The organism is Kaistia terrae, from assembly GCF_026344005.1.
GTDB classification, from domain to species: domain Bacteria; phylum Pseudomonadota; class Alphaproteobacteria; order Rhizobiales; family Kaistiaceae; genus Kaistia; species Kaistia terrae.
Genome location: NZ_JAPKNH010000004.1, coordinates 195,793 through 216,025, shown reverse-complemented (window position 1 = coordinate 216,025; position 20,233 = coordinate 195,793). Strand labels below are relative to the sequence as shown.

At 64.5% G+C, this 20,233-nt stretch carries 21 protein-coding genes; 16 read left to right on the top strand and 5 right to left on the bottom strand.

Annotated features, from left to right (window positions below; translation table 11 throughout):
* Positions 1 to 62: 62 nt before the first annotated feature.
* Both OSH12_RS13510 and OSH12_RS13505 read right to left on the bottom strand, forming a co-directional pair.
* On the bottom strand, positions 63 to 1,091 hold the full coding sequence (locus OSH12_RS13510) for a GntR family transcriptional regulator (RefSeq protein WP_266344092.1): 1,029 nt from the start codon (positions 1,089 to 1,091) through the stop codon (positions 63 to 65).
* Positions 1,067 to 2,605: a UxaA family hydrolase gene (locus tag OSH12_RS13505; protein ID WP_380224230.1), complete on the bottom strand. Its 1,539-nt coding sequence runs from the start codon at positions 2,603 to 2,605 to the stop codon at positions 1,067 to 1,069. Before OSH12_RS13505 ends, OSH12_RS13510 begins: the two co-directional genes overlap by 25 nt.
* Before the next feature lie 237 nt (positions 2,606 to 2,842).
* Here OSH12_RS13505 and OSH12_RS13500 point away from each other — a divergent pair, with 237 nt between their 5' ends.
* From OSH12_RS13500 to OSH12_RS13480, 5 genes are all read left to right on the top strand, one after another.
* Entirely contained in the window at positions 2,843 to 3,526 is a 684-nt protein-coding gene (locus OSH12_RS13500; protein WP_266344091.1) for an amino acid ABC transporter permease, read from the top strand.
* 53 nt (positions 3,527 to 3,579) lie between these two features.
* The gene (locus OSH12_RS13495; RefSeq protein ID WP_266344090.1) at positions 3,580 to 4,224 is read left to right on the top strand and encodes an amino acid ABC transporter permease; all 645 of its coding nucleotides are present in this window, start codon (positions 3,580 to 3,582) and stop codon (positions 4,222 to 4,224) included.
* A gap of 55 nt (positions 4,225 to 4,279) precedes the next feature.
* Positions 4,280 to 5,020, top strand: coding sequence for an amino acid ABC transporter ATP-binding protein (locus OSH12_RS13490; RefSeq protein WP_266344398.1), 741 nt, complete (start codon positions 4,280 to 4,282; stop codon positions 5,018 to 5,020).
* Between the two features lie 53 nt (positions 5,021 to 5,073).
* A complete protein-coding gene (locus OSH12_RS13485) occupies positions 5,074 to 5,874 on the top strand; it encodes a transporter substrate-binding domain-containing protein (protein ID WP_266344089.1) in 801 nt (266 codons plus the stop codon).
* 323 nt (positions 5,875 to 6,197) lie between these two features.
* A complete protein-coding gene (locus OSH12_RS13480; RefSeq protein WP_266344088.1) occupies positions 6,198 to 6,998 on the top strand; it encodes a shikimate dehydrogenase family protein in 801 nt (266 codons plus the stop codon).
* A 77-nt stretch (positions 6,999 to 7,075) separates the two neighbouring features.
* Here the strand turns inward: OSH12_RS13480 and OSH12_RS13475 are convergent, their stop codons facing one another.
* On the bottom strand, positions 7,076 to 7,822 hold the full coding sequence (locus OSH12_RS13475; RefSeq protein WP_266344087.1) for a GntR family transcriptional regulator: 747 nt from the start codon (positions 7,820 to 7,822) through the stop codon (positions 7,076 to 7,078).
* Between the two features lie 626 nt (positions 7,823 to 8,448).
* On the opposite strand from OSH12_RS13475, the gene OSH12_RS13470 reads away from it, so the two are divergent.
* The 4 genes from OSH12_RS13470 to OSH12_RS13455 are packed head-to-tail and all read left to right on the top strand — an operon-like array spanning position 8,449 to position 11,375.
* A complete protein-coding gene (locus tag OSH12_RS13470) occupies positions 8,449 to 9,126 on the top strand; it encodes an amino acid ABC transporter permease (protein WP_266344397.1) in 678 nt (225 codons plus the stop codon).
* A gap of 9 nt (positions 9,127 to 9,135) precedes the next feature.
* Positions 9,136 to 9,783, top strand: coding sequence for an amino acid ABC transporter permease (locus tag OSH12_RS13465; RefSeq protein ID WP_266344086.1), 648 nt, complete (start codon positions 9,136 to 9,138; stop codon positions 9,781 to 9,783).
* Complete coding sequence (locus OSH12_RS13460; RefSeq protein WP_323180652.1) at positions 9,770 to 10,558, top strand: amino acid ABC transporter ATP-binding protein; 789 nt, start codon at positions 9,770 to 9,772, stop codon at positions 10,556 to 10,558. Before OSH12_RS13465 ends, OSH12_RS13460 begins: the two co-directional genes overlap by 14 nt.
* 22 nt (positions 10,559 to 10,580) lie before the next feature.
* Positions 10,581 to 11,375 (top strand): transporter substrate-binding domain-containing protein, encoded by a 795-nt coding sequence (locus OSH12_RS13455; protein WP_266344085.1) that lies wholly within the window; start codon positions 10,581 to 10,583, stop codon positions 11,373 to 11,375.
* A 61-nt stretch (positions 11,376 to 11,436) separates the two neighbouring features.
* Here OSH12_RS13455 and OSH12_RS13450 read toward each other — a convergent pair whose 3' ends face one another.
* Positions 11,437 to 12,402 (bottom strand): DMT family transporter, encoded by a 966-nt coding sequence (locus OSH12_RS13450; protein ID WP_266344084.1) that lies wholly within the window; start codon positions 12,400 to 12,402, stop codon positions 11,437 to 11,439.
* Positions 12,403 to 12,551: 149 nt separating this feature from the next.
* A complete protein-coding gene (locus tag OSH12_RS13445; protein ID WP_266344083.1) occupies positions 12,552 to 12,815 on the bottom strand; it encodes a helix-turn-helix domain-containing protein in 264 nt (87 codons plus the stop codon).
* A 91-nt stretch (positions 12,816 to 12,906) separates the two neighbouring features.
* Between OSH12_RS13445 and OSH12_RS13440 the strand changes: the two genes are divergently transcribed.
* The 7 genes from OSH12_RS13440 (at position 12,907) to OSH12_RS13410 (ending at position 20,156) form a co-directional block, all read left to right on the top strand.
* Entirely contained in the window at positions 12,907 to 15,825 is a 2,919-nt protein-coding gene (locus OSH12_RS13440) for a monovalent cation/H+ antiporter subunit A (RefSeq protein WP_266344082.1), read from the top strand.
* The gene (locus OSH12_RS13435) at positions 15,825 to 16,166 is read left to right on the top strand and encodes a Na+/H+ antiporter subunit C (protein ID WP_266344081.1); all 342 of its coding nucleotides are present in this window, start codon (positions 15,825 to 15,827) and stop codon (positions 16,164 to 16,166) included. The genes OSH12_RS13440 and OSH12_RS13435 overlap by 1 nt, the downstream gene beginning before the upstream one ends.
* Positions 16,166 to 17,806 (top strand): monovalent cation/H+ antiporter subunit D, encoded by a 1,641-nt coding sequence (locus OSH12_RS13430; protein WP_266344080.1) that lies wholly within the window; start codon positions 16,166 to 16,168, stop codon positions 17,804 to 17,806. The genes OSH12_RS13435 and OSH12_RS13430 overlap by 1 nt, the downstream gene beginning before the upstream one ends.
* Positions 17,803 to 18,288, top strand: coding sequence for a Na+/H+ antiporter subunit E (locus tag OSH12_RS13425; RefSeq protein WP_266344079.1), 486 nt, complete (start codon positions 17,803 to 17,805; stop codon positions 18,286 to 18,288). Before OSH12_RS13430 ends, OSH12_RS13425 begins: the two co-directional genes overlap by 4 nt.
* Positions 18,285 to 18,566 (top strand): K+/H+ antiporter subunit F, encoded by a 282-nt coding sequence (locus OSH12_RS13420; protein ID WP_266344078.1) that lies wholly within the window; start codon positions 18,285 to 18,287, stop codon positions 18,564 to 18,566. Before OSH12_RS13425 ends, OSH12_RS13420 begins: the two co-directional genes overlap by 4 nt.
* On the top strand, positions 18,563 to 18,970 hold the full coding sequence (gene mnhG / locus OSH12_RS13415) for a monovalent cation/H(+) antiporter subunit G (RefSeq protein ID WP_266344077.1): 408 nt from the start codon (positions 18,563 to 18,565) through the stop codon (positions 18,968 to 18,970). Before OSH12_RS13420 ends, mnhG begins: the two co-directional genes overlap by 4 nt.
* Before the next feature lie 112 nt (positions 18,971 to 19,082).
* Positions 19,083 to 20,156, top strand: a complete 1,074-nt coding sequence (locus tag OSH12_RS13410; protein ID WP_266344076.1) for an NAD(P)-dependent alcohol dehydrogenase — start codon at positions 19,083 to 19,085, stop codon at positions 20,154 to 20,156.
* Positions 20,157 to 20,233 lie beyond the last annotated feature (77 nt).

The window sequence follows — 20,233 nt, the reverse complement described above, 5'->3', positions numbered from 1 at the left end:
TGGCACAGGCAGCCGCCATGCGGAAGACGGACATTCCAATGGGCTGCCGGCCGACTTGTCGGTCAGACGAAATAGGAGGTCGGCGATACCTGGTGAGTGGCGCGGAAAGCCGCCAGACGCTCGGCCGCCTTCTCGCTGGAAGCCTCGAGATGGGCGCGCAGCAGGTGCTTGGCGCCGGCGACGTCCTGACGCGACATCGCCTGCAGGATCTCCAGATGCTCTTCCATAAAGGAGTCAAAGAAGGGCTGGCGCTGCAGGGCGACCTGGAAGTGCTTGCCCGAAACGAGAATGCAGCGGGTGCGCTTCAACGCCTCGACGATCTCGGGATTGCGACCATAGGAGAGGCAGCCGATATGAAGCTCCTCTTCCAGGACGTCGAGTTCGGCAATATCCGCGTCGCCAGCGCGGTTGATGCCGTCCTCCAGCCGCCCCGCCATGGCGGAAAGCACGGCCGGCGGGATTCCGCCCACCGCTGTTTCCAATGCCGCCGGTTCCAGCAGCAGGCGCAGGTCGTAGAGGTCCTGGAAACGGGCCTCGTCGAGCGGGATGATCCACCAGTGCGATTTCTCGCCCTTGGTGACAATGCCGACCTGCTGGGCATGGATCAGCAGATCGCGCGCCACCGTGCGGCCGACATCGAAATGCCGCGCCAGAGCCAGCTCGTTGACGCGAAAGCGGCCGAAAACCGAGCGCAGGATGACCTCGCGCTCGAATTCATAATAGAGCGACTGCCAGGCAAAATGCTTCGGGGTTGGGACCGCCGCCGCGTCCATGTCGAACATTTCGGCGGTGATCTTCAGCCGCTTCGGTTCGCTGGCGGCGCCGACGAGAAGGCCGCGGCCGTCGAAGCGGCTGAGCAGGCCCTCCTCCTCCAGCCGCGCCAGCGCCTGTTTTACCGGGGAGCGGCTGGACCCGAAGATAGCCGCGAGCGGCCCTTCGAGCAGCACTGTCCCCTCAGGCAAGGCGCCGCTTTCAACGCCGCGCCGCAGCCTGTCGGTGATCGAGGCATAGGCAGGGGTGCGGTCGACGGAAGCTCCGCTGACCGCTCCTGCGTTTCGCGTGACCGTCAGGTCACCGCGCCGATTTGCCATGGCACGAACTCATTGTCGCCAAATCCGAAATCTTCGCTGAGGGTGTACCGGCCCGACGCCGTAGCGATGACGGATTCGAAGATGCGCAACCCGGCAGCCTCGATCGTATCCTCGCCCGTGACGATGCCGCCGCAGTTGACGTCCATGTCATCCTGCATGTGCTCGTACATCTCGCTATTGGTAGCGACCTTGATGCACGGCGCAGGCTTGAACCCGGAGACGGAACCGCGACCCGTGGTGAAGACGATGACGTTGCAGCCGCCCGCGACCTGCCCCGTTACCGCGACGGGATCGTAGCCGGGTGTATCCATAAAGACAAACCCGGTCTGGTTGATTGGCTCGGCATATTCATAGACGGCCTCGAGCGGCATGGTGCCGCCCTTGGCGACCGCGCCGAGCGACTTTTCCAGGATGGTGGTCAGGCCGCCGGCCTTGTTGCCGTGCGACGGATTGTTGTTCAGTTCCGCGCCGTTACGCACGGTGTAGTCGCGCCACCACTCGATCCGGTCGACCAGCTTCTGCGCCACGGCCGGCGTCACGGCGCGGCGGGTCAAAAGGTGCTCGGCGCCGTAGATCTCCGGCGTCTCGCTGAGCACGGCGGTGCCGCCATTCTGGACGATGAGGTCGGCGGCATAGCCCAGCGCCGGATTGGCGGAAATGCCGGAATAGCCGTCGGAACCACCGCATTGAAGCGCCAGCTTCAGGCCCGACAGCGGCACGGTCGTGCGCTTGGCTTCGTTGGCGATCGGCAGCATCTCGCGGATGATGTCGGAGGCGATTTCCACTGTCTTGCGCGCGCCGCCGAGGCGCTGGATCGTCATGGTGCGCAGCATCGGCCCGACGTCGAGCCCGAACTTCTCGACGATCGGCTCGATCTGGTTGGTCTCGCAGCCAAGCCCGATCATCAGGATGCCGGCGAAGTTCGGATGCTTGGCGTAACCGCTCAGCGTGCGGGTCAGATAGGTGTAGCCCTCGGCCTTGGTCGAGATCGCGCAGCCCGTGCCATGCGTCAGCGCAACGACGCCGTCGACATTCTCAAAACCGTCCAGTGCGCCGCCCCGGTTGAAGGCGTCGGCAATGGCGCGCGACACAGTGGCCGAGCAGTTCACCGAGGTGATGATGCCGATATAGTTCCGCGTGCCGACATCGCCATTGGCGCGGACATAGCCCTCGAAGGTGCGGCGCTCGGCTTCCGGCAGCAGCGGCGTCGGCCGTGCGTCGGCGGCGAAATTGTGGGTGACGTCGCTCTCCTGCATGTCGAGATTATGCAGATGCACATGGTCGCCCGGCTGGATCGCGGCGCTCGCCGTGCCGATCACCTGGCCATATTTCAGCACCGGCTCGCCCGCCTCGATCGGCTGGATCGAGATCTTGTGGCCGGAGGGAATCTCGCTCCGCGCCACGACATTGCTGCCGGGCAGCACGGTGCCGGCGGGAATGACCGCCCGCGCCACGCTCACATTATCTTGCGGGTTGAGCTGGATGACAGGGGATGACGGCGTCGGGAGCGACATGATCATTTCCGTTAAAATGGTTATTGCGTGCATCAATCAATCATGTTAGATCTGCTCTAGTCAACAGAAAAACAATAATAATTATCCGGATATGGGAGCACTGCCGGCACCGCTTGCAGGGCAGGAATCGGTTCTATACGTAGATCTCGATAGAGAGCGCGCCACTTCCAAACTTATAATTTAGAAATACGGGTCCGTTTCGATGCCACATCGTTACGGAATGTGCGGGGTTGCGCCTTGTCATATGAATTCGATTTCTCGTTCCTGAACGATTATATGCCGGAGCTTTGGCATGGAATCTGGCTGACGCTGGGAATGACCATCGTTTCGATCGTTCCGGGCTTCGCGCTTGGCACCAGCTGCGCGATCGGACGGCTCTATGGCCCGCCCTGGGTGCAGCGCATCGTCACCATCTATGTCGAGGGCATCCGCAACACGCCGCTGATCATCCAGGTGTTCTGGCTGTTCTTCGGGCTGGCGGTCCTGCAGGTCCGCGTCGGGCCGTTCCCGGCCGCCGTCATCGCGCTGGTCATCAATGTCGGCGCCTATACGGCCGAGATCATGCGCGCCGGTTTCCTGAGCATTCCCAAGGGCCAGCTGGAAGCCGCCGCCTGCCTGGCGCTGAAGCCGAGCCAGAGCCTCTGGTCGGTGCAGATTCCGCAGGCGGTCGAGCGGGTCTATCCGGCCCTCGTCAGCCAGTTCGTGCTGATGATGCTGGCGACCTCGATCATGTCGCAGATCTCGGCGGAAGAGCTGACCGGCGTCGCCTACATGATCCAGTCCTTCACCTTCCGCGGCTTCGAGGTCTATCTCGTCATCGCCGTCATCTACTTCGTCATGGCGTGCCTGCTGCGGTTGACGCTGCTCGGCGTCGCGCAGGTCTCCTTCCCGCGCCGCCGGCGCCTGGGAACCCCGCTTTAGCGATCGCCTATCCGACGCCCGCCCCGCCCTTCCACGATGCACGGATTCCGCCCATGTTCGGACTGACCATCGAGCAGATCGCCTTCATCTTCCGCGGCGCCGGCTGGACCATCGTCCTGTCGCTGCTCGGCTTCGTCGGCGGCACGTTGCTCGGCCTGCCGGTGGCGCTGGCGCGCGCCTCGCGCCGCCGCAGCCTGAAGATCGTCTCCGGCCTGTTCGTCCAGCTGGTGCAGGGCATTCCGCTGCCGGTGATCATGTTCGTGGTCTATTTCGGCATCTCGATCGGCGGCTATGACGTGCCGGCGCTGGTCGCGGCCGGCATCGCGATGACGCTCTATTCCAGCGCCTATCTCGGCGAGATCTGGCGCGGCTGCATCCAGGCCGTGCCGAAGACGCAGTGGGAAGCGGGCGAATGCTTGGCGCTGACCAATACGCAGCGCTTCGTCTTCGTCATCCTGCCGCAGGCGCTGCGCATGGCCGTGCCGCCGACGGTCGGCTTCCTGGTCCAGATCGTCAAGAACACCTCCTATGCGGTGGTGATCGGCTTCTTCGACCTCACCTACTCGGCCAAGGTCATCAACAACTCGACCTTCATGCCCTTCACCGTCTTCACCATCGCGGCGCTGATCTATTTCGCCATCTGCTTCCCGATGTCGGTCATGGCGCGCCGGTTCGAACGCCGCCTGAACCGGACCTGAGGAGAGCTTCATGAACATCGCCGCCACCACCCCTCGCGCGACCGAGATCCAGAGCATGACCCGATCCGATACCCCGCTCGTACGCTTCCACGGCGTCCGCAAAAGCTTCGGCGAGCTGGAAGTGCTGAAGGGCATCGATCTCGAAGTCGCCTCCGGGGAGGTCGTGGCGCTGATCGGCCGCTCGGGCTCCGGCAAGAGCACGGCGCTGCGCTGCGTCAACGGGCTGGAGCGGATCAACGCCGGCGAGCTGACCGTCTGCGGCCGCGCGCTGCATGGCGGCAAGGTCGACCTGCGCGATCTGCGCCAGGACGTCGGCATCGTGTTCCAGAGCTACAATTTGTTCCCGCATCTGACGGTCGAACAGAACGTCACCCTCGCCCCGCGAAAAGTGCACAAGATCGGCGCGGCCGAGGCGCGCGATCTGGCCGAGCAGGTGCTGGCCCAGGTCGGACTCTCCGAGAAGGCGAAGAACTATCCCGAGCAGCTTTCCGGCGGCCAGCAGCAGCGCGTCGCGATCGCCCGCTCGCTCGCCATGCGGCCGAAACTGATCCTGTTTGACGAAGTCACGTCGGCCCTCGATCCGGAACTGACCGGCGAGGTGCTGCGCGTCATCGCGAAGCTCGCGGCGGAGGGCATGACCATGATGCTCGTCACCCACGAGATGGCATTCGCCCGTTCCGTCGCCGACCAGGTGGTGTTCATGCACCAGGGTCGGATCTGGGAGAGCGGCAAGGGCGACATGCTCGACGATCCCCAGACGCCGGAGCTGCGCCAGTTCGTCGGCAACGGCCTTTGAACGAACGGCGCCTGAGGAGGCGCCGACACGAATTCACCAGTGGAGGAAACACCATGAACTTCAAGAATCTGGTCGGCGGGCTCACCCTGTCGCTCGCCCTCACCGCCGGCGTCGCCACGGCGCATGCCGATACGCCCGCACAGATCAAGGAGCGCGGCACGCTGCGCGTCGCCGTCGATATCGGCCATCCGCCCTATGGCATGCTGGACGCGCAGGCCCAGGCGACCGGCTCCGACATCGAGACCGCCAAGCTGCTCGCCGACGATCTCGGCGTGAAGCTCGAAGTCGTGCCGGTCTCGGGCGCCAACCGCGTGCCCTTCCTGCTCGCGAACAAGGCAGACGTCGTGATCGCCTCATTCTCGATCACGGCCGAGCGCAAGAAGGTCGTCAATTATTCGAAGCCCTATGGCGTCATCCCGGTCGTGATCGCGGCTCCGAAGGCGGTTGCGATCACCTCCACAGCCGATCTCGCCGGCAAGAACATCGCGGTTGCCCGCGGCACCACGGCCGATATCGAGCTGACGCGCGCCCTCAAAGAAGCCGGCGCTTCCGCCAGCATCGTGCGCTACGAGGACGAGGCGACCACCAACACCGCCGTCGCCACCGGCCAGCAGGACGTGTTCTCGGCAGCCCTGTCGACCGCCAACTCGGTCGCCGAGCAGAACGCCAACAAGGGCCTGGAGGTCAAGCTGACCCTCGCCGCCTACCCGATGGCGATCGGCCTACGCAAGAACGACGCCGAACTGAAGACCTGGGTCGATGAGTGGGTCGTGGCCAACCTGGCCAATGGCAAGCTGAACCAGATCTACGTCAAGTACTTCAACCAGAACCTGCCGGAAACCATCCCGGAATAAGGCAATTCGGCGGGCCCTTTGCGGGGCCCGCTTTTCCGGACGAAGAAGGCTGCCTTCCCGTCCCATCTACCGGCTCCGCCATCATCCTGAGGTGCTTCGCGCGAGCGAAGCCTCGAAGGAGGCTCCAGCGGAGCCCGTTCGTCACAGACGACATCAAGACTCTCGCAAGACACGCCCGCCGTCTCGTCTCCAGCGTTCCCTGAACCCTCCTTCGAGGCCCGGCCTTGCCGGGCGCCTCAGGATGATGGTCGAGTATTTGCCCCCCAAGGCGACGGCGTGGCGCCACGTTTTCCAACGACCAAGACCGACAAAGGCGCACCGACATGACCGAGACCCGAGAGATCACCGGCAAGACCCGCGTGCTCGGCATCCTGGCCGACCCGATCGCGCATGTGAAAGCGCCTCCCGGCATCAACCGCATCGCCCGCCAGCGCGACCGCGACGCCGTCATGGTGCCGTTCCAGATTTCGCCGGAAACGCTGCCGCAGTTCGCCGACGCCTTGCGCAACTTGAAGAGCTTCGACGGCGCCATCATCACCGTGCCGCACAAAGGCCCGATGGCGGCGCTTTGCGACGAGGTCAGCCCGAGCGCCCGCGCCATCGGCGCCGTCAACGTGATCCGCCGCGAGCCGGACGGTCGGCTGATCGGCGACACGCTGGATGGCCTCGGCTTTGTCGCCGGGCTGACTGTGGCCGGCATCTCGATCTCCGGACGCAGCGCCTATCTGGCCGGCGCGGGCGGCGCTGCCAATGCCATCGCGTTTGCGCTGGTCGATGGCGGCGTCTCGAAGCTGACTCTCGCCAACCGCACCCGCGCCAAGGCCGAAGCGCTGCGCGAACGCATCCTGGGACTTTATCCGGATGCCAACGTCGTCGTCGGCAATAGCGACCCGAGCGGCCATGACCTTGTCGTCAACGGCACATCGCTTGGCATGCGCCCGGATGATGCTTCGCCGCTCGATGCCGCTCGCCTGACGTCCGACATGATCGTCGCGGAGGTGATCATGGAGCCGGCCATGACGCCGTTGCTTATCTCCGCCGAGACAGCCGGATGCCGCATTCATCTGGGAAAACCGATGCTCGATCAGCAGCTTGAGCTGATGGCGGACTTCTTCGGACTGTAGCCGATTGAGGCAGTCGCCGTTCGGCTTGGCGACCGCCGCACTCTTTACTTATACGGCAGCGCTGGAATGCCGCCCGACTAGCGGGCCGCGGCGCGACGGGCGAACTGCGGCTTTTCCTCGAAGAAGTCGGGATAGCGCTCGCGCAGCCCCTCCAGCCGAGGCAGCAGATCGCGGACATGAACGCGCATCGCCTCGCGCGCGTCTTCGGGCCGGTGCTCGCAGATCGCCTCGACCACCGTCGTGTGCTGGGCCACGACCCGGCGCGACGTGTCGAGTTCGGGCAGCGTCAAATAGCGGACGCGGTCGAGGTGACCGCGCGCCTGCTCGACGGGACGACCGAGGCCGCGCAGGCCGGCGACTTCGCAGATGAGGCGATGGGTTTCTTCGTCGAGAAGATGGAACTCCGGCCACTTCTCGGCCTGCAGGGCTGCGGAATGGCGGGCCAGCACGGCGCGAAGGCGGATGATGCCATCCTCGTCGATGATGCGCGCGGCGCGCTCCGCCGTGGCGCATTCGATCGCCTCGCGCAGGAACTGGGCTTCCAGCAGCGCCTCCATGCGGATCGGCGCGATCACCGTCGCCAGCTGCGGATAGCTGGTCAGCAAGCCCTCTTCCGACAGGCGGATGAAGGCCTCGCGGACGGGCGTGCGGCTGACCGACAGGCGGTTGGCAACGTCCTGTTCGGAAATAGGCCGGTTGGGCTCGAGCTGCAGCGATAGAATCGCGCGCCGGAGCAGGTCATACACCTGCTGCGAGGCCCGCCGGTCGCGGGTGAGATTGGCGTCGTCGAGAATCGCTCCGAGCGATTGGCTTCCCAATTCCATGATTCCGCCCCTAATTTTTTATTCGGCTTTTTTTCGTGCCCTAGCCGGGTGGATACGCCGAATATTGGAATGAATCCAAATGTTTCCGCCGTTCCCGCCACCCTTCGAGGCCGCCTGTGCCCGCATATTGTCAATGACAGTGGACTAGAATACTAGTGCCGCAACACAAAAACAGGCAACCTATGCCCGATTGGCAGCCAGACCGAACGGTCCGGAACCATGGCAACGGACTGGCTGCGCGGCGAAATCGCGATGCCAGGCCCGGCACTTGGGAAGCCAGCGTGGCGTCGGTCTCCGGCGCTATTCCGATACTTGCCTCCGGGAGGGGGTCTTCGACCGAAGGCGACGCAATGAACACCACCACCTTCACGGCATTTTCGACGGAGCGCCCGATTTCGATCCGGGCCGCAAACGGGACGGCGACGATCCCGGCTATGTCGGATTGCCACAGGCAGGAGGCGTTGCGATCGCTTTGCGAGGGGACTATGCCGCCGCCAGCAGAACCGGTCGGTGGCAGGGCATGACGCGCCACACCGTCCGGACGAGCCGCGCCGTGTAGCTGCCAGCCGCTCCATCGCACGTTCTCGCACCCCCTACCGAGCCCCCCAACAGCAGGCGACGGGATGATCTCATACACGTTTGATTTCTCATTTCTTCTGACTACCTGGCCCGCCTTCATGCGCGGCGCCTGGCAGACGATTCTGCTTGCAGGCTCGTCGATCGCCTTCGGCTTCGTCCTCGCCCTCGTCTGCGCCATCATCCGTTCCGGCAAGAGCAAGCTCGCCGCCGGCCTGGTCGGCGCCTATGTCGAGGTGATCCGCAACACGCCGCTGCTGGTCCAGATCTTCATCGTCTATTTCGGTCTGCCGAGCCTCGGCCTGAGGCTCTCGGCCGAGACCGCCGCCGTCATCGCCCTGGTGATCAACACCGGCGCCTATGGCAGCGAGATCATCCGCGCCGGCATCGACTCGATCGCCAAGGGCCAGATCGAGGCGGCCGAATGCCTCGGCCTCAACAAGCTGCAGATCTACTGGCACATCGTGTTGATCCCGGCCGTCGAGCGCGTCTATCCGGCGCTTTCGAGCCAGTTTGTGCTGCTCATGCTGTCCTCCTCGATCACCTCGCAGATCTCTGCGCAGGAACTGACCGCCGAGGCCAACATGATCCAGTCGGAGACGTTCCGCTCGTTCGAGGTCTACCTCATCGTCGCGGCCGTCTATCTCGCCCTCTCCGTCCTCTTCCGCGTCGTCTTGTGGGCCATCGGCGAAGTCGCCTTTGTCCGCCGCCGCAAGCTGCGCACGTGAGGTGAGATCATGATACAGTTTTCCTCAACCCATCTGATCTACCTCATCGAGGCGGCCCGCTGGACGGTGCTGCTCTCGGTGCTGGCCTTCATCGGCGGCGGCGCCTTCGGCCTCGTCCTGGCGCTCGGCCGCGTCTCGCAGCACAAGTGGCTGCGCTGGCTGTCGGCCGCCTACATCCAGATCATCCAGGGCACGCCGCTGCTGGTCGTTCTGTTCCTGGCCTATTTCGGCCTGTCGATTCTCGGCCTCGACATCGAGCCGATCATCGCCGCCGGCCTGTCGCTGACCGTCTACACGGCAGCCTTCCTCGGCGAGATCTGGCGCGGCTGTATCCTGTCGGTCCCCAAGACCCAGTGGGAAGCCTCGAACTGCATCGGCCTTTCGCGGGCGCAGCAGTATCGTTACGTCATCCTGCCGCAGGCTGCGCGTATAGCGATCCCGCCGACCGTCGGTTTCATGGTGCAGATCGTCAAGAATACGTCGATCACCTCGATCATCGGCTTCGTCGAGCTCGCCAGAGCTGGACAGATCGTCAACAACTCGACTTTCCAGCCGTTCATCACCTTTGTCTTCGTGGCCATCATCTATTTCGCGATGTGCTACCCCCTCTCTCTCGCCAGCAGACATTTCGAAAGGAAGCTCAATGTCGGTAAATGAAGCAGCCGGCACGAGACCTCGGAACGAAGCCGTGCCGGGCGCCGAACCCATCATCGTCGTCGACAACGTTTCGAAGAGTTTCGGCCCCCTCCAGGTTCTGCACGGTGTGTCGCTGACCATCGAGCGCGGCACCATGGTCGCCATCGTCGGCCGTTCCGGCTCGGGCAAGAGCACGCTCCTGCGCTGCATGAACGCGCTCGACGAGACCAATGGCGGCACGATCAAGGTCTGCGGCAACGCCGTCGCCATGAGCGATCGCGCCTCGGTCAAGCGCCTGCGCACCGATGTCGGCATGGTGTTCCAGAGCTACAATCTGTTTCCGCACCTGACCGTCCTGCGCAACATCACCCTGGCGCTGACGGTCGTGCAGAAGAAAGCTCGCGTCGAGGCCGAGAAAATCGCCCGCGACGTGCTCGCGCTGGTCGGCCTCGCCGACAAGGCCGAGTCCTATCCGGAGCAGCTTTCGGGCGGCCAGGCGCAGCGCGTCGCCATCGCCCGCTCGCTCGCGCTGTCTCCGAAAGTACTTCTGTTCGACGAGGTGACCTCGGCGCTCGATCCGGAACTGACCGGCGAAGTGCTGAAGGTGATGGAAGATCTCGCCCGTCAGGGCATGACCATGGTGCTTGTCACGCACGAAATGGCGTTTGCGCGCCGTCTCGCCGACATCGTCGTGTTCATGCACCAGGGCAAGGTCTGGGAGGCTGGTCCGCCGGCTGAGATTTTCGCAGATCCGAAGACTCCGGAACTGCGCCAGTTCCTCAGCAGCGGCCTTTGACGTTTTAACTGGAGGTAGTGTTATGAAGTTTCTGACCCGCGTCGCGCTTGCCGCGACCATGGCCATCGGCGTCGCCGGTGTCGCCAAGGCAGACCTGCTGGCCGACATCAAGGCCAAGGGCGAAATCGCCATCGCCATCGACCTCGGCGCGCCGCCATGGGGCATGACCGATGCCGACCTGAAGCCGGCCGGCGCCGACGTTGAAGTCGCCAAGAAGCTGGCCGAGGATCTGGGCGTCAAGTTCAAGCTCGTCGAAGTGACCGGCCCGAACCGCGTGCCGTTCCTGCTCACCGGCAAGACCGACATCGTCATCTCGTCCTTCGCGATCACCCCGGAGCGCGCCAAGGTCGTCGACTTCGTCCCCTACTCGGTCAACCGTCTGATCGTGTTCGGACCGAAGGGCGTCGAGATCAAGTCGCTCGAGGACCTGTCCGGCAAGCGCGTCGGCGTCGTCCGCGGCAACCTGCAGGACACCGAGCTGACGAAGAAGGCTCCGGCCGACACCAAGCTCGTCCGCTTCGACGATGACGCGACCACCATCACGGCGCTGATGTCCGGCCAGGTCGACGCCATGTGCGCGCCCTACGGCATGTACCTGACGCTGGCTGAGCGCTACCCGGCCAAGGAACTCGAGCCCAAGGCCGAAGTCGTCCAGCAGCCGCTCGGTATCGGCCTGCGCCAGAACGAGCCCGAGCTGAAGGCCTGGCTCCGCGGCTGGGTCGAGAAGGGCGCCGCCGACGGCTCGCTCTCCACGATCTTCGAGAAGTACATGGGCGCCAAGCTCGATCTGGCTCCCATCCTGGCAGCCACGAAGTAAGATCGACTGCCACATCCATGTTGAAGGGCTGCCGCACGATCGTGCGGCAGCCCTTTTTTTGTCACGGCCGCTGGATCAGATCGACCGGCCGCAGAACGGGCTTGATCCCCTTGCGGGCGGGTATGGTCATCGCGATGACGCCTGCGACGACAAAGGCGAGGCCGAACCAGGCCACCGGCGACAGCGTCTCGCCCAGAACCACCGCGCCGATCGCCACGCCGATCGGCACCCGCAAATAGGCCTGTGCCGTTGTCCCGACCGATCCGAGCGTCTGGACCAGCCGGAAATAGATCACGAAGGCAAGCGCCGTCGAAAACACCGACAGGGCGAGGAGCGCCAGCATCGATGGCATCGATGGCGCCAGCGTCCATGGCCGATCCACGATGAGACTCACGGGGACCAGCAGCGCCGCGCCGCAGATCAGCGAGCCCGCCGCCGGCATCATTGGATCGAGACCCTTGAAGTTCTTGCCGAAGATCGCCGCCCCCGCATAACAGACCGTGGCGGCGACGATGGCGAGTTGCGCCACAAGCTGGTGCCCGATCCCGGATAGCGCCTGCACGCCGACGATCAGGCAAATTCCGATCAGTCCAGCACCGACCCCGAACAGCTTTCGCCCGGTCACGGCCTCGTGCCGCGTGACAAGCCATGTCAGCAGGAAGGCGAACACCGGCGTCGTCGAGTTCAGGATGCTGGCAAGACCCGCCTCGGTCGTTTGCTGCGCCCAGGCGATCAGCGTGAAGGGTACGACGCTATTCAGGCACGCCTGAAGCAGGAAGCGCTTCCATGTCTGCCGATCCCTCGGCAGCGAAAGCCCGCGCAAGCGGAGGATCGCGAGCAGGATGGTTCCGGCGATCAGGGTTCGGACCGCGATCAGCGTCACGGGCGGGATCGATTCGACCCCGATCTTGATGAACGTGTAAGACGCGCCCCAGAGCGTCGAAAGCAGGAGCAGAAGCGCGAGCTCCCTCGCCACGTTCGATTTGGTTCCGTTCCCCTGGCTGGCCAGGTTCGTCTTGCCGGTCATTCGCTGCCTTCCCGCACGGTTGTCTCACGGCTTATAGCGGGATCCGAACGGCGGAAGTTTCGGCCGCGACCGAACTATCCCTGACAGGCGCGGTACAGACTCAGACGGGTAAGGGAGAGGTGAAATACGGAGTTCGCGGCAACGATGGGTCAGTTGATCGTGTTGGGCTGCGCGTTGTCGTAGCGGCAGCTCAGGCGGACGCCCGGCCCCTCGCCCTGGGCGGGAATCAGCCGGACCCCACCCTCCTCGAATGCGCGAATCAAAAGGGCTTCCGTGGCGCGGTGAATGGCGTGCCGGTTGCACTCGAAGTCCTTGATCGTGCTGCGCGACACACCTGCCACGGTCGCCAGGTGCTCCTGGGTCCAATTAAGCAGTCCTCGCGCCGCCCGACATTGCTCTGGAAGCAAATTCATCGTTTCAAAGCCTTGCCTAACGTCCCCCAAGTCAACCATAATGGGTGAGATCAGGCAATGGGGCCTGTGTTCGAGCGGGCCACGGCATAGAATGATGGACGACACATCGCTAATTCTGATGGTCGGCCTGCCGTTCGCCGGAAGCATCCTCGCTGCGGCACTCCCCACAAGCTCCCGCACCGCAGCAGCCGCCCTTGCCGGCGCGGTCACGCTGGTCTGCCTCGTCCTCGCCATCGCCCTCTATTCCCCCGTCGCGTCGCTTGGCGCCGTTCGCAACGAGATCGACTGGATTCCGGCGCTTGGCCTGAATTTCTCGCTGCGGATGGACGGATTCGCGTGGATGTTCGCGATGCTGATCACCAGCATCGCGCTGCTGGTGGTGCTTTACGCCCGCTATTACATGTCGCCGGAAGACCCGGTGCCGCGCTTCTTTTCGTTTTTCCTCGCCTTCATGGGCTCCATGCTCGGCATCGTGCTGTCGGGCAATCTGATCCTGCTCGTCGTGTTCTGGGAAATGACGAGCATCTTCTCCTTCCTGCTGATCGGCTACTGGCATCACAATGCCGGCGCGCGTGACGGCGCGCGCATGGCGCTGACGATCACCGGCATTGGCGGCCTCGGGCTGCTGACCGGCGTGCTGCTGATCGGCCACATCGTCGGCAGCTACGAGTTGGACGCCGTGCTGGCATCGGGCGACCTGATCCGCGAGCATCCGCTCTATGTGCCGACGCTCTGCTTCATCCTGCTTGGCGCGCTGACCAAGAGCGCCCAGTTCCCGTTCCATTTCTGGCTGCCCAATGCCATGGCGGCGCCGACCCCCGTCTCGGCGTTCCTGCATTCGGCGACGATGGTGAAGGCCGGCGTCTTCCTTCTGGCGCGGTTCTGGCCGGTCCTGGCCGGCACGGAGGAGTGGTTCTGGATCGTCGGCCTCTCCGGCATGATGTCGTTCGTGCTCGGGGCCTATTTCGCCATCTTCCAGCAGGACATCAAAGGCCTGCTCGCCTATTCGACCATCAGCCATCTCGGCCTGATCACGATGCTGCTGAGCCTCGGCAGCCCGCTTGGCGCCGTCGCCGCCATCTTCCACATGATGAACCACGCCACCTTCAAGGCGTCGCTGTTCATGGCCGCCGGCATCATCGATCACGAGACCGGCACGCGCGACATGCGCAAGCTGAGCGGCCTGTTCCGCTTCATGCCGTTCACGGCGACGCTGGCCATGGTGGCGAGCGCCGCGATGGCGGGCGTGCCGCTCCTGAACGGCTTCCTGTCGAAGGAAATGTTCTTCGCCGAGACGATCGAAACGCATGTCAGTTCGATCCTCGACACGGCCGCTCCCTATGCCGCCTTCGTCGGCAGTGCCTTTGCCGTCGCCTATTCGATCCGCTTCATCCACGGCACCTTCTTCGGCCCGCCGCCGACCGATCTGCCGAGCACGCCGCATGAGCCGCCGTTCTGGATGCGCTTCCCGATCCTGCTGCTGGTGCTCGCCTGCCTCGTCGTCGGCACGCTTCCCGGCTACACCATCGGGCCATATCTCCACACCGCCGTCACCTCGGTGCTCGGCAACCGCACGCCGGAATACAGCCTCGCCATCTGGCATGGCTTCAACCTGCCGCTGATCATGAGCCTCGGCGCCCTCGCCGTCGGCCTGGTCCTGTTCGCCTTCCTGAAGAACTACCTCGCCACATCAGAGGAAGGCCCGCCCTATTTCCGTCGCCTCAAGGGCCAGCGCATCTTCGAGCGCGCCATGGTCACCATGTCCTGGCGCTGGGCTCGCTTCCTGGAAGGCCATCTCGGCACCCGCCGGCTGCAACCGCAGCTTCGGCTGCTGGTGCTGGTGGCGCTGATCGCCGCCGCCTGGCCGCTGACCGTCCTCGGCTTCAATCACGACAAGCTGACGCTTGCCGGCGCCGATCCGGCCTTCGTCGTGCTGTGGGCGATCGGCATCACCTGCGCCATCGGCGCTGCCTGGCAGGCAAAGTTCCACCGTCTCGTCGCGCTTGTCCTGCTCGGCGGCGCCGGCCTCGTCACCTGCATCACCTTCCTGTGGTTCTCCGCACCCGATCTCGCTGTCACGCAGCTGCTGGTCGAGGTCGTCACCACCGTGTTGATCCTGCTCGGCCTGCGCTGGCTGCCGCAGCGCTCCAAGGAAATCGTCGCCAGCGAAGTGACGCTGTCCGCCAAGCTGCGCCGCTATCGCGACCTGGCCTTTGCAGCGGCTGCCGGCACCGGCATGACCCTCATCGCCTACGCGATCATGACGCGCGCGACGCCGGAGACGATCTCCAACTACTTCCTGGAGAAGGCGTATACGGAAGGCGGCGGCCGCAATGTGGTCAACGTCATCCTGGTCGATTTCCGCAGCTTCGACACGATGGGCGAAATGACCGTCCTCGGCGTCGTGGCGCTGACGGTCTACGCCTTGCTGCGCCGTTTCCGTCCGGCTGAAGATAGCGTCGAGTCACCCGAGCAGCAGCGGATCCAGAACGCGGATGACGACGCCCGTCCGGATCGCAAGCTCGGCGACACGGTCAGCGACTATCTGCTGGTCCCGGCCGTCATCATGCAGTGGTTGTTCCCGGTCATCATCGTTTTCGCCGCTTACCTTTTCATGCGCGGTCATGATCTGCCGGGTGGCGGTTTCGCGGCCGGCATCGCGATGGCGGCAGCCTTCATCCTGCAATACATGGCCGCCGGAACGGTCTGGGTCGAAGACAGGCTCCGCGTGCTGCCGGTCCGTTGGATCGGCATCGGGTTGCTGCTGGCAGTCGTCGTCGGCTCCGGCTCCTGGGTGCTCGGCTATCCGTTCCTGACCACGCATTCGCAATATATCGAACTGCCTTGGATCGGCGCTGTTCCGGCGGCAACCGCGCTGCTGTTCGATTTTGGCGTTTTCTCCCTCGTTCTTGGCGCCACGACCCTGATGTTGATCGCTCTTGCCCACCAGTCGATCCGCCGCCTGCGCGCGCCACGGCCGTCTCCCAGCACCAGCGGGGAGGCCTCCTGATGGAACTCGTCCTCTCCATTGGCATCGGCGTTTTGATCGGTTCGGGCGTCTGGCTGCTGTTCCGGCCGCGCACCTACCAGCTCATCATCGGGCTGTCCTTGATCGCGTATGGCGTCAATCTCTTCATCTTCTCGATGGGCCGGCTGAAGGTCGCCGCCCCTCCCGTGCTGGCTTCGGGAGGGCCGGTAAATCCCGCCGACTATGCCGATCCCATTCCCCAGGCACTCGTCCTGACCGCCATCGTCATCGGATTCGCCACCGCCGCGTTGTTCCTCGTCGTGCTGCTCGTTTCGCGCGGGTTGACCGGTAGCGATCACGTCGATGGCCGGGAGCCGAATTGATGGGCTGGCTGGATCATCTCGTCATAATCCCGGTGCTGCTGCCGCTCGTCACCGGCGCGCTGCTGCTGATGTTCGACGAGCGACGGCACAAGCTGAAGGCGACGATCAACGTCGTCTCCACCATCTGCCTCGGGCTGGTAGCCTTGGCCCTGCTCGACCTGGCCAATACGCCGACCGCTGCGAATACGGAGACTGCCAGCGTCTACCTGCTCGGCAACTGGCCGGCGCCGTTCGGCATCGTGCTGGTGCTCGACCGGCTCTCGGCACTGATGCTGGTTTTGACCTCGCTTCTGGCGCTGCCGGCGCTGATCTATTCGCTGTCGCGCTGGCACAAGAGCGGCCCGCATTTCCACACGCTGTTCCAGCTTCTGCTGATGGGTCTGAACGGCGCCTTCCTGACGGGCGACCTGTTCAACCTGTTCGTCTTCTTCGAGGTGCTGCTCGCCTCATCCTACGGCCTGATGCTGCACGGCTCCGGGCCGCTGCGCGTCAAGGCAGGCCTGCACTACATCGTCATCAATCTGGCGGCGTCGTCGCTGTTCCTGATCGGTGTCGCCATGATCTATGGCGTCACCGGCACGCTCAACATGGCGGATCTCGCCGTGCGCATCGCGTCCGTGCCCGATGCAGACCGGATGCTGCTCGACGCCGGCGCCGGCATTCTGGGCATAGCCTTCCTGGTCAAGGCTGGCATGTGGCCGCTCGGCTTCTGGCTGCCCACCGCCTACAACGCCGCCGCCGCTCCGGTCGCCGCTATCTTCGCCATCCTCAGCAAGGTCGGCATCTATGTGCTGATGCGCTTGTCGCCGCTGCTGTTTGGAGCCGAGGCCGGCGCTTCGACCGGCTTTGGTGACGAGTGGCTGATGGTCGGCGGCATGGTGACCATGGCCTTCGGCATCATCGGCGTGCTGGCATCGCAGGCGAAAGGCCGGCTCGCCGGTTTCTACATCCTGGTCTCCTCCGGCACGCTTTTGGCGTCGATCGGCATGGCCAATGCCCCGACGACGGCCGGTGCGCTGTTCTACCTCGTGAGTTCCACCCTGGCGGTCAGCGCCTTCTTCCTGCTGATCGAACTGGTCGACCGCGTGCAGGACCCGGCCGCCAACGTTCTCGCCGTCACCATGGACGCCTATGGCGACGACATGGAGGAGGAAGAGGCGGCAGAGGAAGTCGGCGTCGCCATTCCCGCCACGCTGGTCATCCTCGGCATCTGCTTCGCGAGCTGTGGCCTGCTGCTTGCCGGCCTGCCGCCGCTTTCCGGCTTCATCGGCAAGTTCGCGATCCTGACGGCGGTGTTCAATCCGAACGGCCTCACCCAGGGCAGCACGCTTTCGCTATCGACCTGGGTTTTCGCCGGCCTGCTGGTTGTTTCAGGCCTCGCCGCGATGATCGCCATCACCCGCGCCGGCATCCAGACCTTCTGGGCGCCGATCGAGGGCCGCGTGCCGCGCGTGCTGCTGATGGAAATCGCGCCGATCGCCTTCCTGCTGATGCTGTGCGTCGGTCAGACCATCTTCGGCGGCCCGATCATGCGCTACATGGAACAGACGGCCCAATCGCTGCATGCGCCGGAAACCTATATCCAGGGTGTCCTGACGGCGCCGCGCGTGCCGTCGCCCGCGAAGGAGGCCGCGCCATGAGCCGCGTGCTGCCCTATCCGCTGCTCACAGCCTCGCTGATCCTGATGTGGCTGCTGCTGAACAGCTTCTCGCTCGGCCACCTGATCCTCGGCACGATCTTCGCCTATGGCGCGTCCTGGGCGATGGCGGCGCTGCAGCCGGCCAAGCCGCGCATTCGCCGCTGGGACTTGATCCCCGTTCTGTTCTTTCGGGTGTTCGGAGACATCTTCCGCTCCAACATCGCGGTTGCCGGCATCATCCTGCGAGGCAAGAGCCGGAAGCGGACGCCGGGTTTCGTCGTCATCCCTCTCGATCTGCGCGACCGGACCGCGCTGGCGGTGCTCGCCTGCGTCCTGACCGCCACGCCCGGCACAGCCTGGATCGAGTATCATGCCGAGAACGGCCAGTTGATGATCCATGTCCTGGATCTGGTCGATGAGGCTGTCTGGATCGATACGATCCGCAACCGCTATGCCCGGCTCCTGATGGAGATCTTCGAATGAGCTCGACGATCCTGCTCTGGTCCCTGACCTTGTCGCAATGGATGCTGGTCGCCGCGATGAGCTGCGCCACCTTTCGCGTCTTGCGCGGCCCGCGCGCGCAGGATCGCGTGCTCGGCCTCGATGCACTCTATGTCGGCGCGATGCTGCTCGTCCTCACCTTCGGCATCCGCAATGGCAGCACGATCTATTTCGAGGCCGCGCTCGTCATCGCGCTACTGGCCTTCGTATCGACCGCGGCCCTTGCAAAATTCCTGATGCGCGGCGAGGTGATCGAATGACCGGCCTCGACGACTTCCCCCTCTGGGCGGCCATCCTGGTCTCGCTGCTGCTGCTGGTCGGCTCCGGGCTCACCCTTCTCGGCACGATCGGCCTCGTGCGGTTCCAGAGCTTTTACGAGCGCGTTCATGCGCCGACACTGGGCACCACCTGCGGCGCCGGCGGCATCCTCATCGCGTCGATGCTGTACTTCTCCGTGCTGCAATCGCGGATTGCCTTGCATGAAGTGCTGATCACGCTCTTCGTCACCGTGACGACGCCCGTCACGCTGATGCTTCTGGCCCGCGCCGCGATCTATCGCGATCGCACGGAAGGCAAGGTCGACATGCCGCAAGCGCTGAGCGGTAAAGCCCCTTCCCGTGTCGAGACGACTTCGCCCGACGATGCGCCTGCCGCCAAGGGCTGAGCCCACCCGGCAGGGTGGCGGCATCAACTTGCTGTTACCTTGACGCGTATCAATTCGGCTGTCGCATCACTCCGCTATCCTGCCGCCTTCCATCGGGTAGCAGGAGGTCCAGATGCCACGCATGAAAGCCGCCATCTTCGTCGAGCCGGGTCGTATCGTGCTCGACGAGAAACCGATCCCCGATGTCGGCCCGCGCGACGCGCTGATGCGCATCACGACGACGACGATCTGCGGCACCGACATCCACATCCTCAAGGGCGAATATCCCGTCGCCAAGGGCCTGACCATCGGCCATGAGCCGGTCGGCATCATCGAAAAGCTCGGCTCGGCCGTCGAGGGTTACACCGAGGGCCAGCGCGTCATCGCCGGCGCCATCACGCCGAGCGGCCACAGCTATGCCTGCCTGTGCGGCTGCGGCTCGCAGGACGGCCCCGGCACCAAGCATGGCTTCAAGGCGACCGGTGGCTGGAAGTTCGGCAATTCGATCGATGGCTGCCAGGCCGAATACGTGCTGGTGCCCGACGCCGCCGCCAATCTTAGCCCGGTCGCCGAAGGGCTGTCGGACGAAGAGATCCTGATGTGCCCCGACATCATGTCGACGGGCTTTGCCGGCGCCGAGAGCGGCGGCGTCAAGATCGGCGACACGGTCGTCGTCTTCGCGCTTGGCCCGATCGGACTTTGCGCCGTCGCCGGCGCCAAGCTGATGGGCGCCACCACCATCATCGGCGTCGACACCGTGCCGGCCCGCCTCGAAGTCGCCAAGAAACTCGGCGCCGACATCGTCGTCGATTTCAAGAAGGGCGACCCGGTCGAGCAGATCATGAAGCTCACCGACGGACGCGGCGTCGACGTGGCGATCGAGGCTCTCGGAACCCAGGGCACCTTCGAATCGGCGCTGCGCGTGCTCCGCCCCGGCGGCACGCTGTCGAGCCTCGGCGTCTATTCGAGCGACCTGACGATCCCGCTCAGCGCCTTTTCGGCCGGCCTCGGCGACAACAAGATCATCACCTCGCTCTGCCCCGGCGGCAAGGAGCGGATGCGCCGGCTGATGAACGTCGTCGCCTCCGGCCGGGTCGACCTGAAGTCGCTGGTCACCCACCGCTTCAAGCTCGACGACATCGAAGCGGCCTACGACCTGTTCGGCCACCAGCGCGACGGCGTGCTGAAGGTCGCGATCACGCCGTAGAGCCGGGCAACGCCCGGTCGGCCTGCCTCGTTTCCACCTCTCCCTGAGGGAGAGGTGGAGAGCGCAGTTTCATAGCT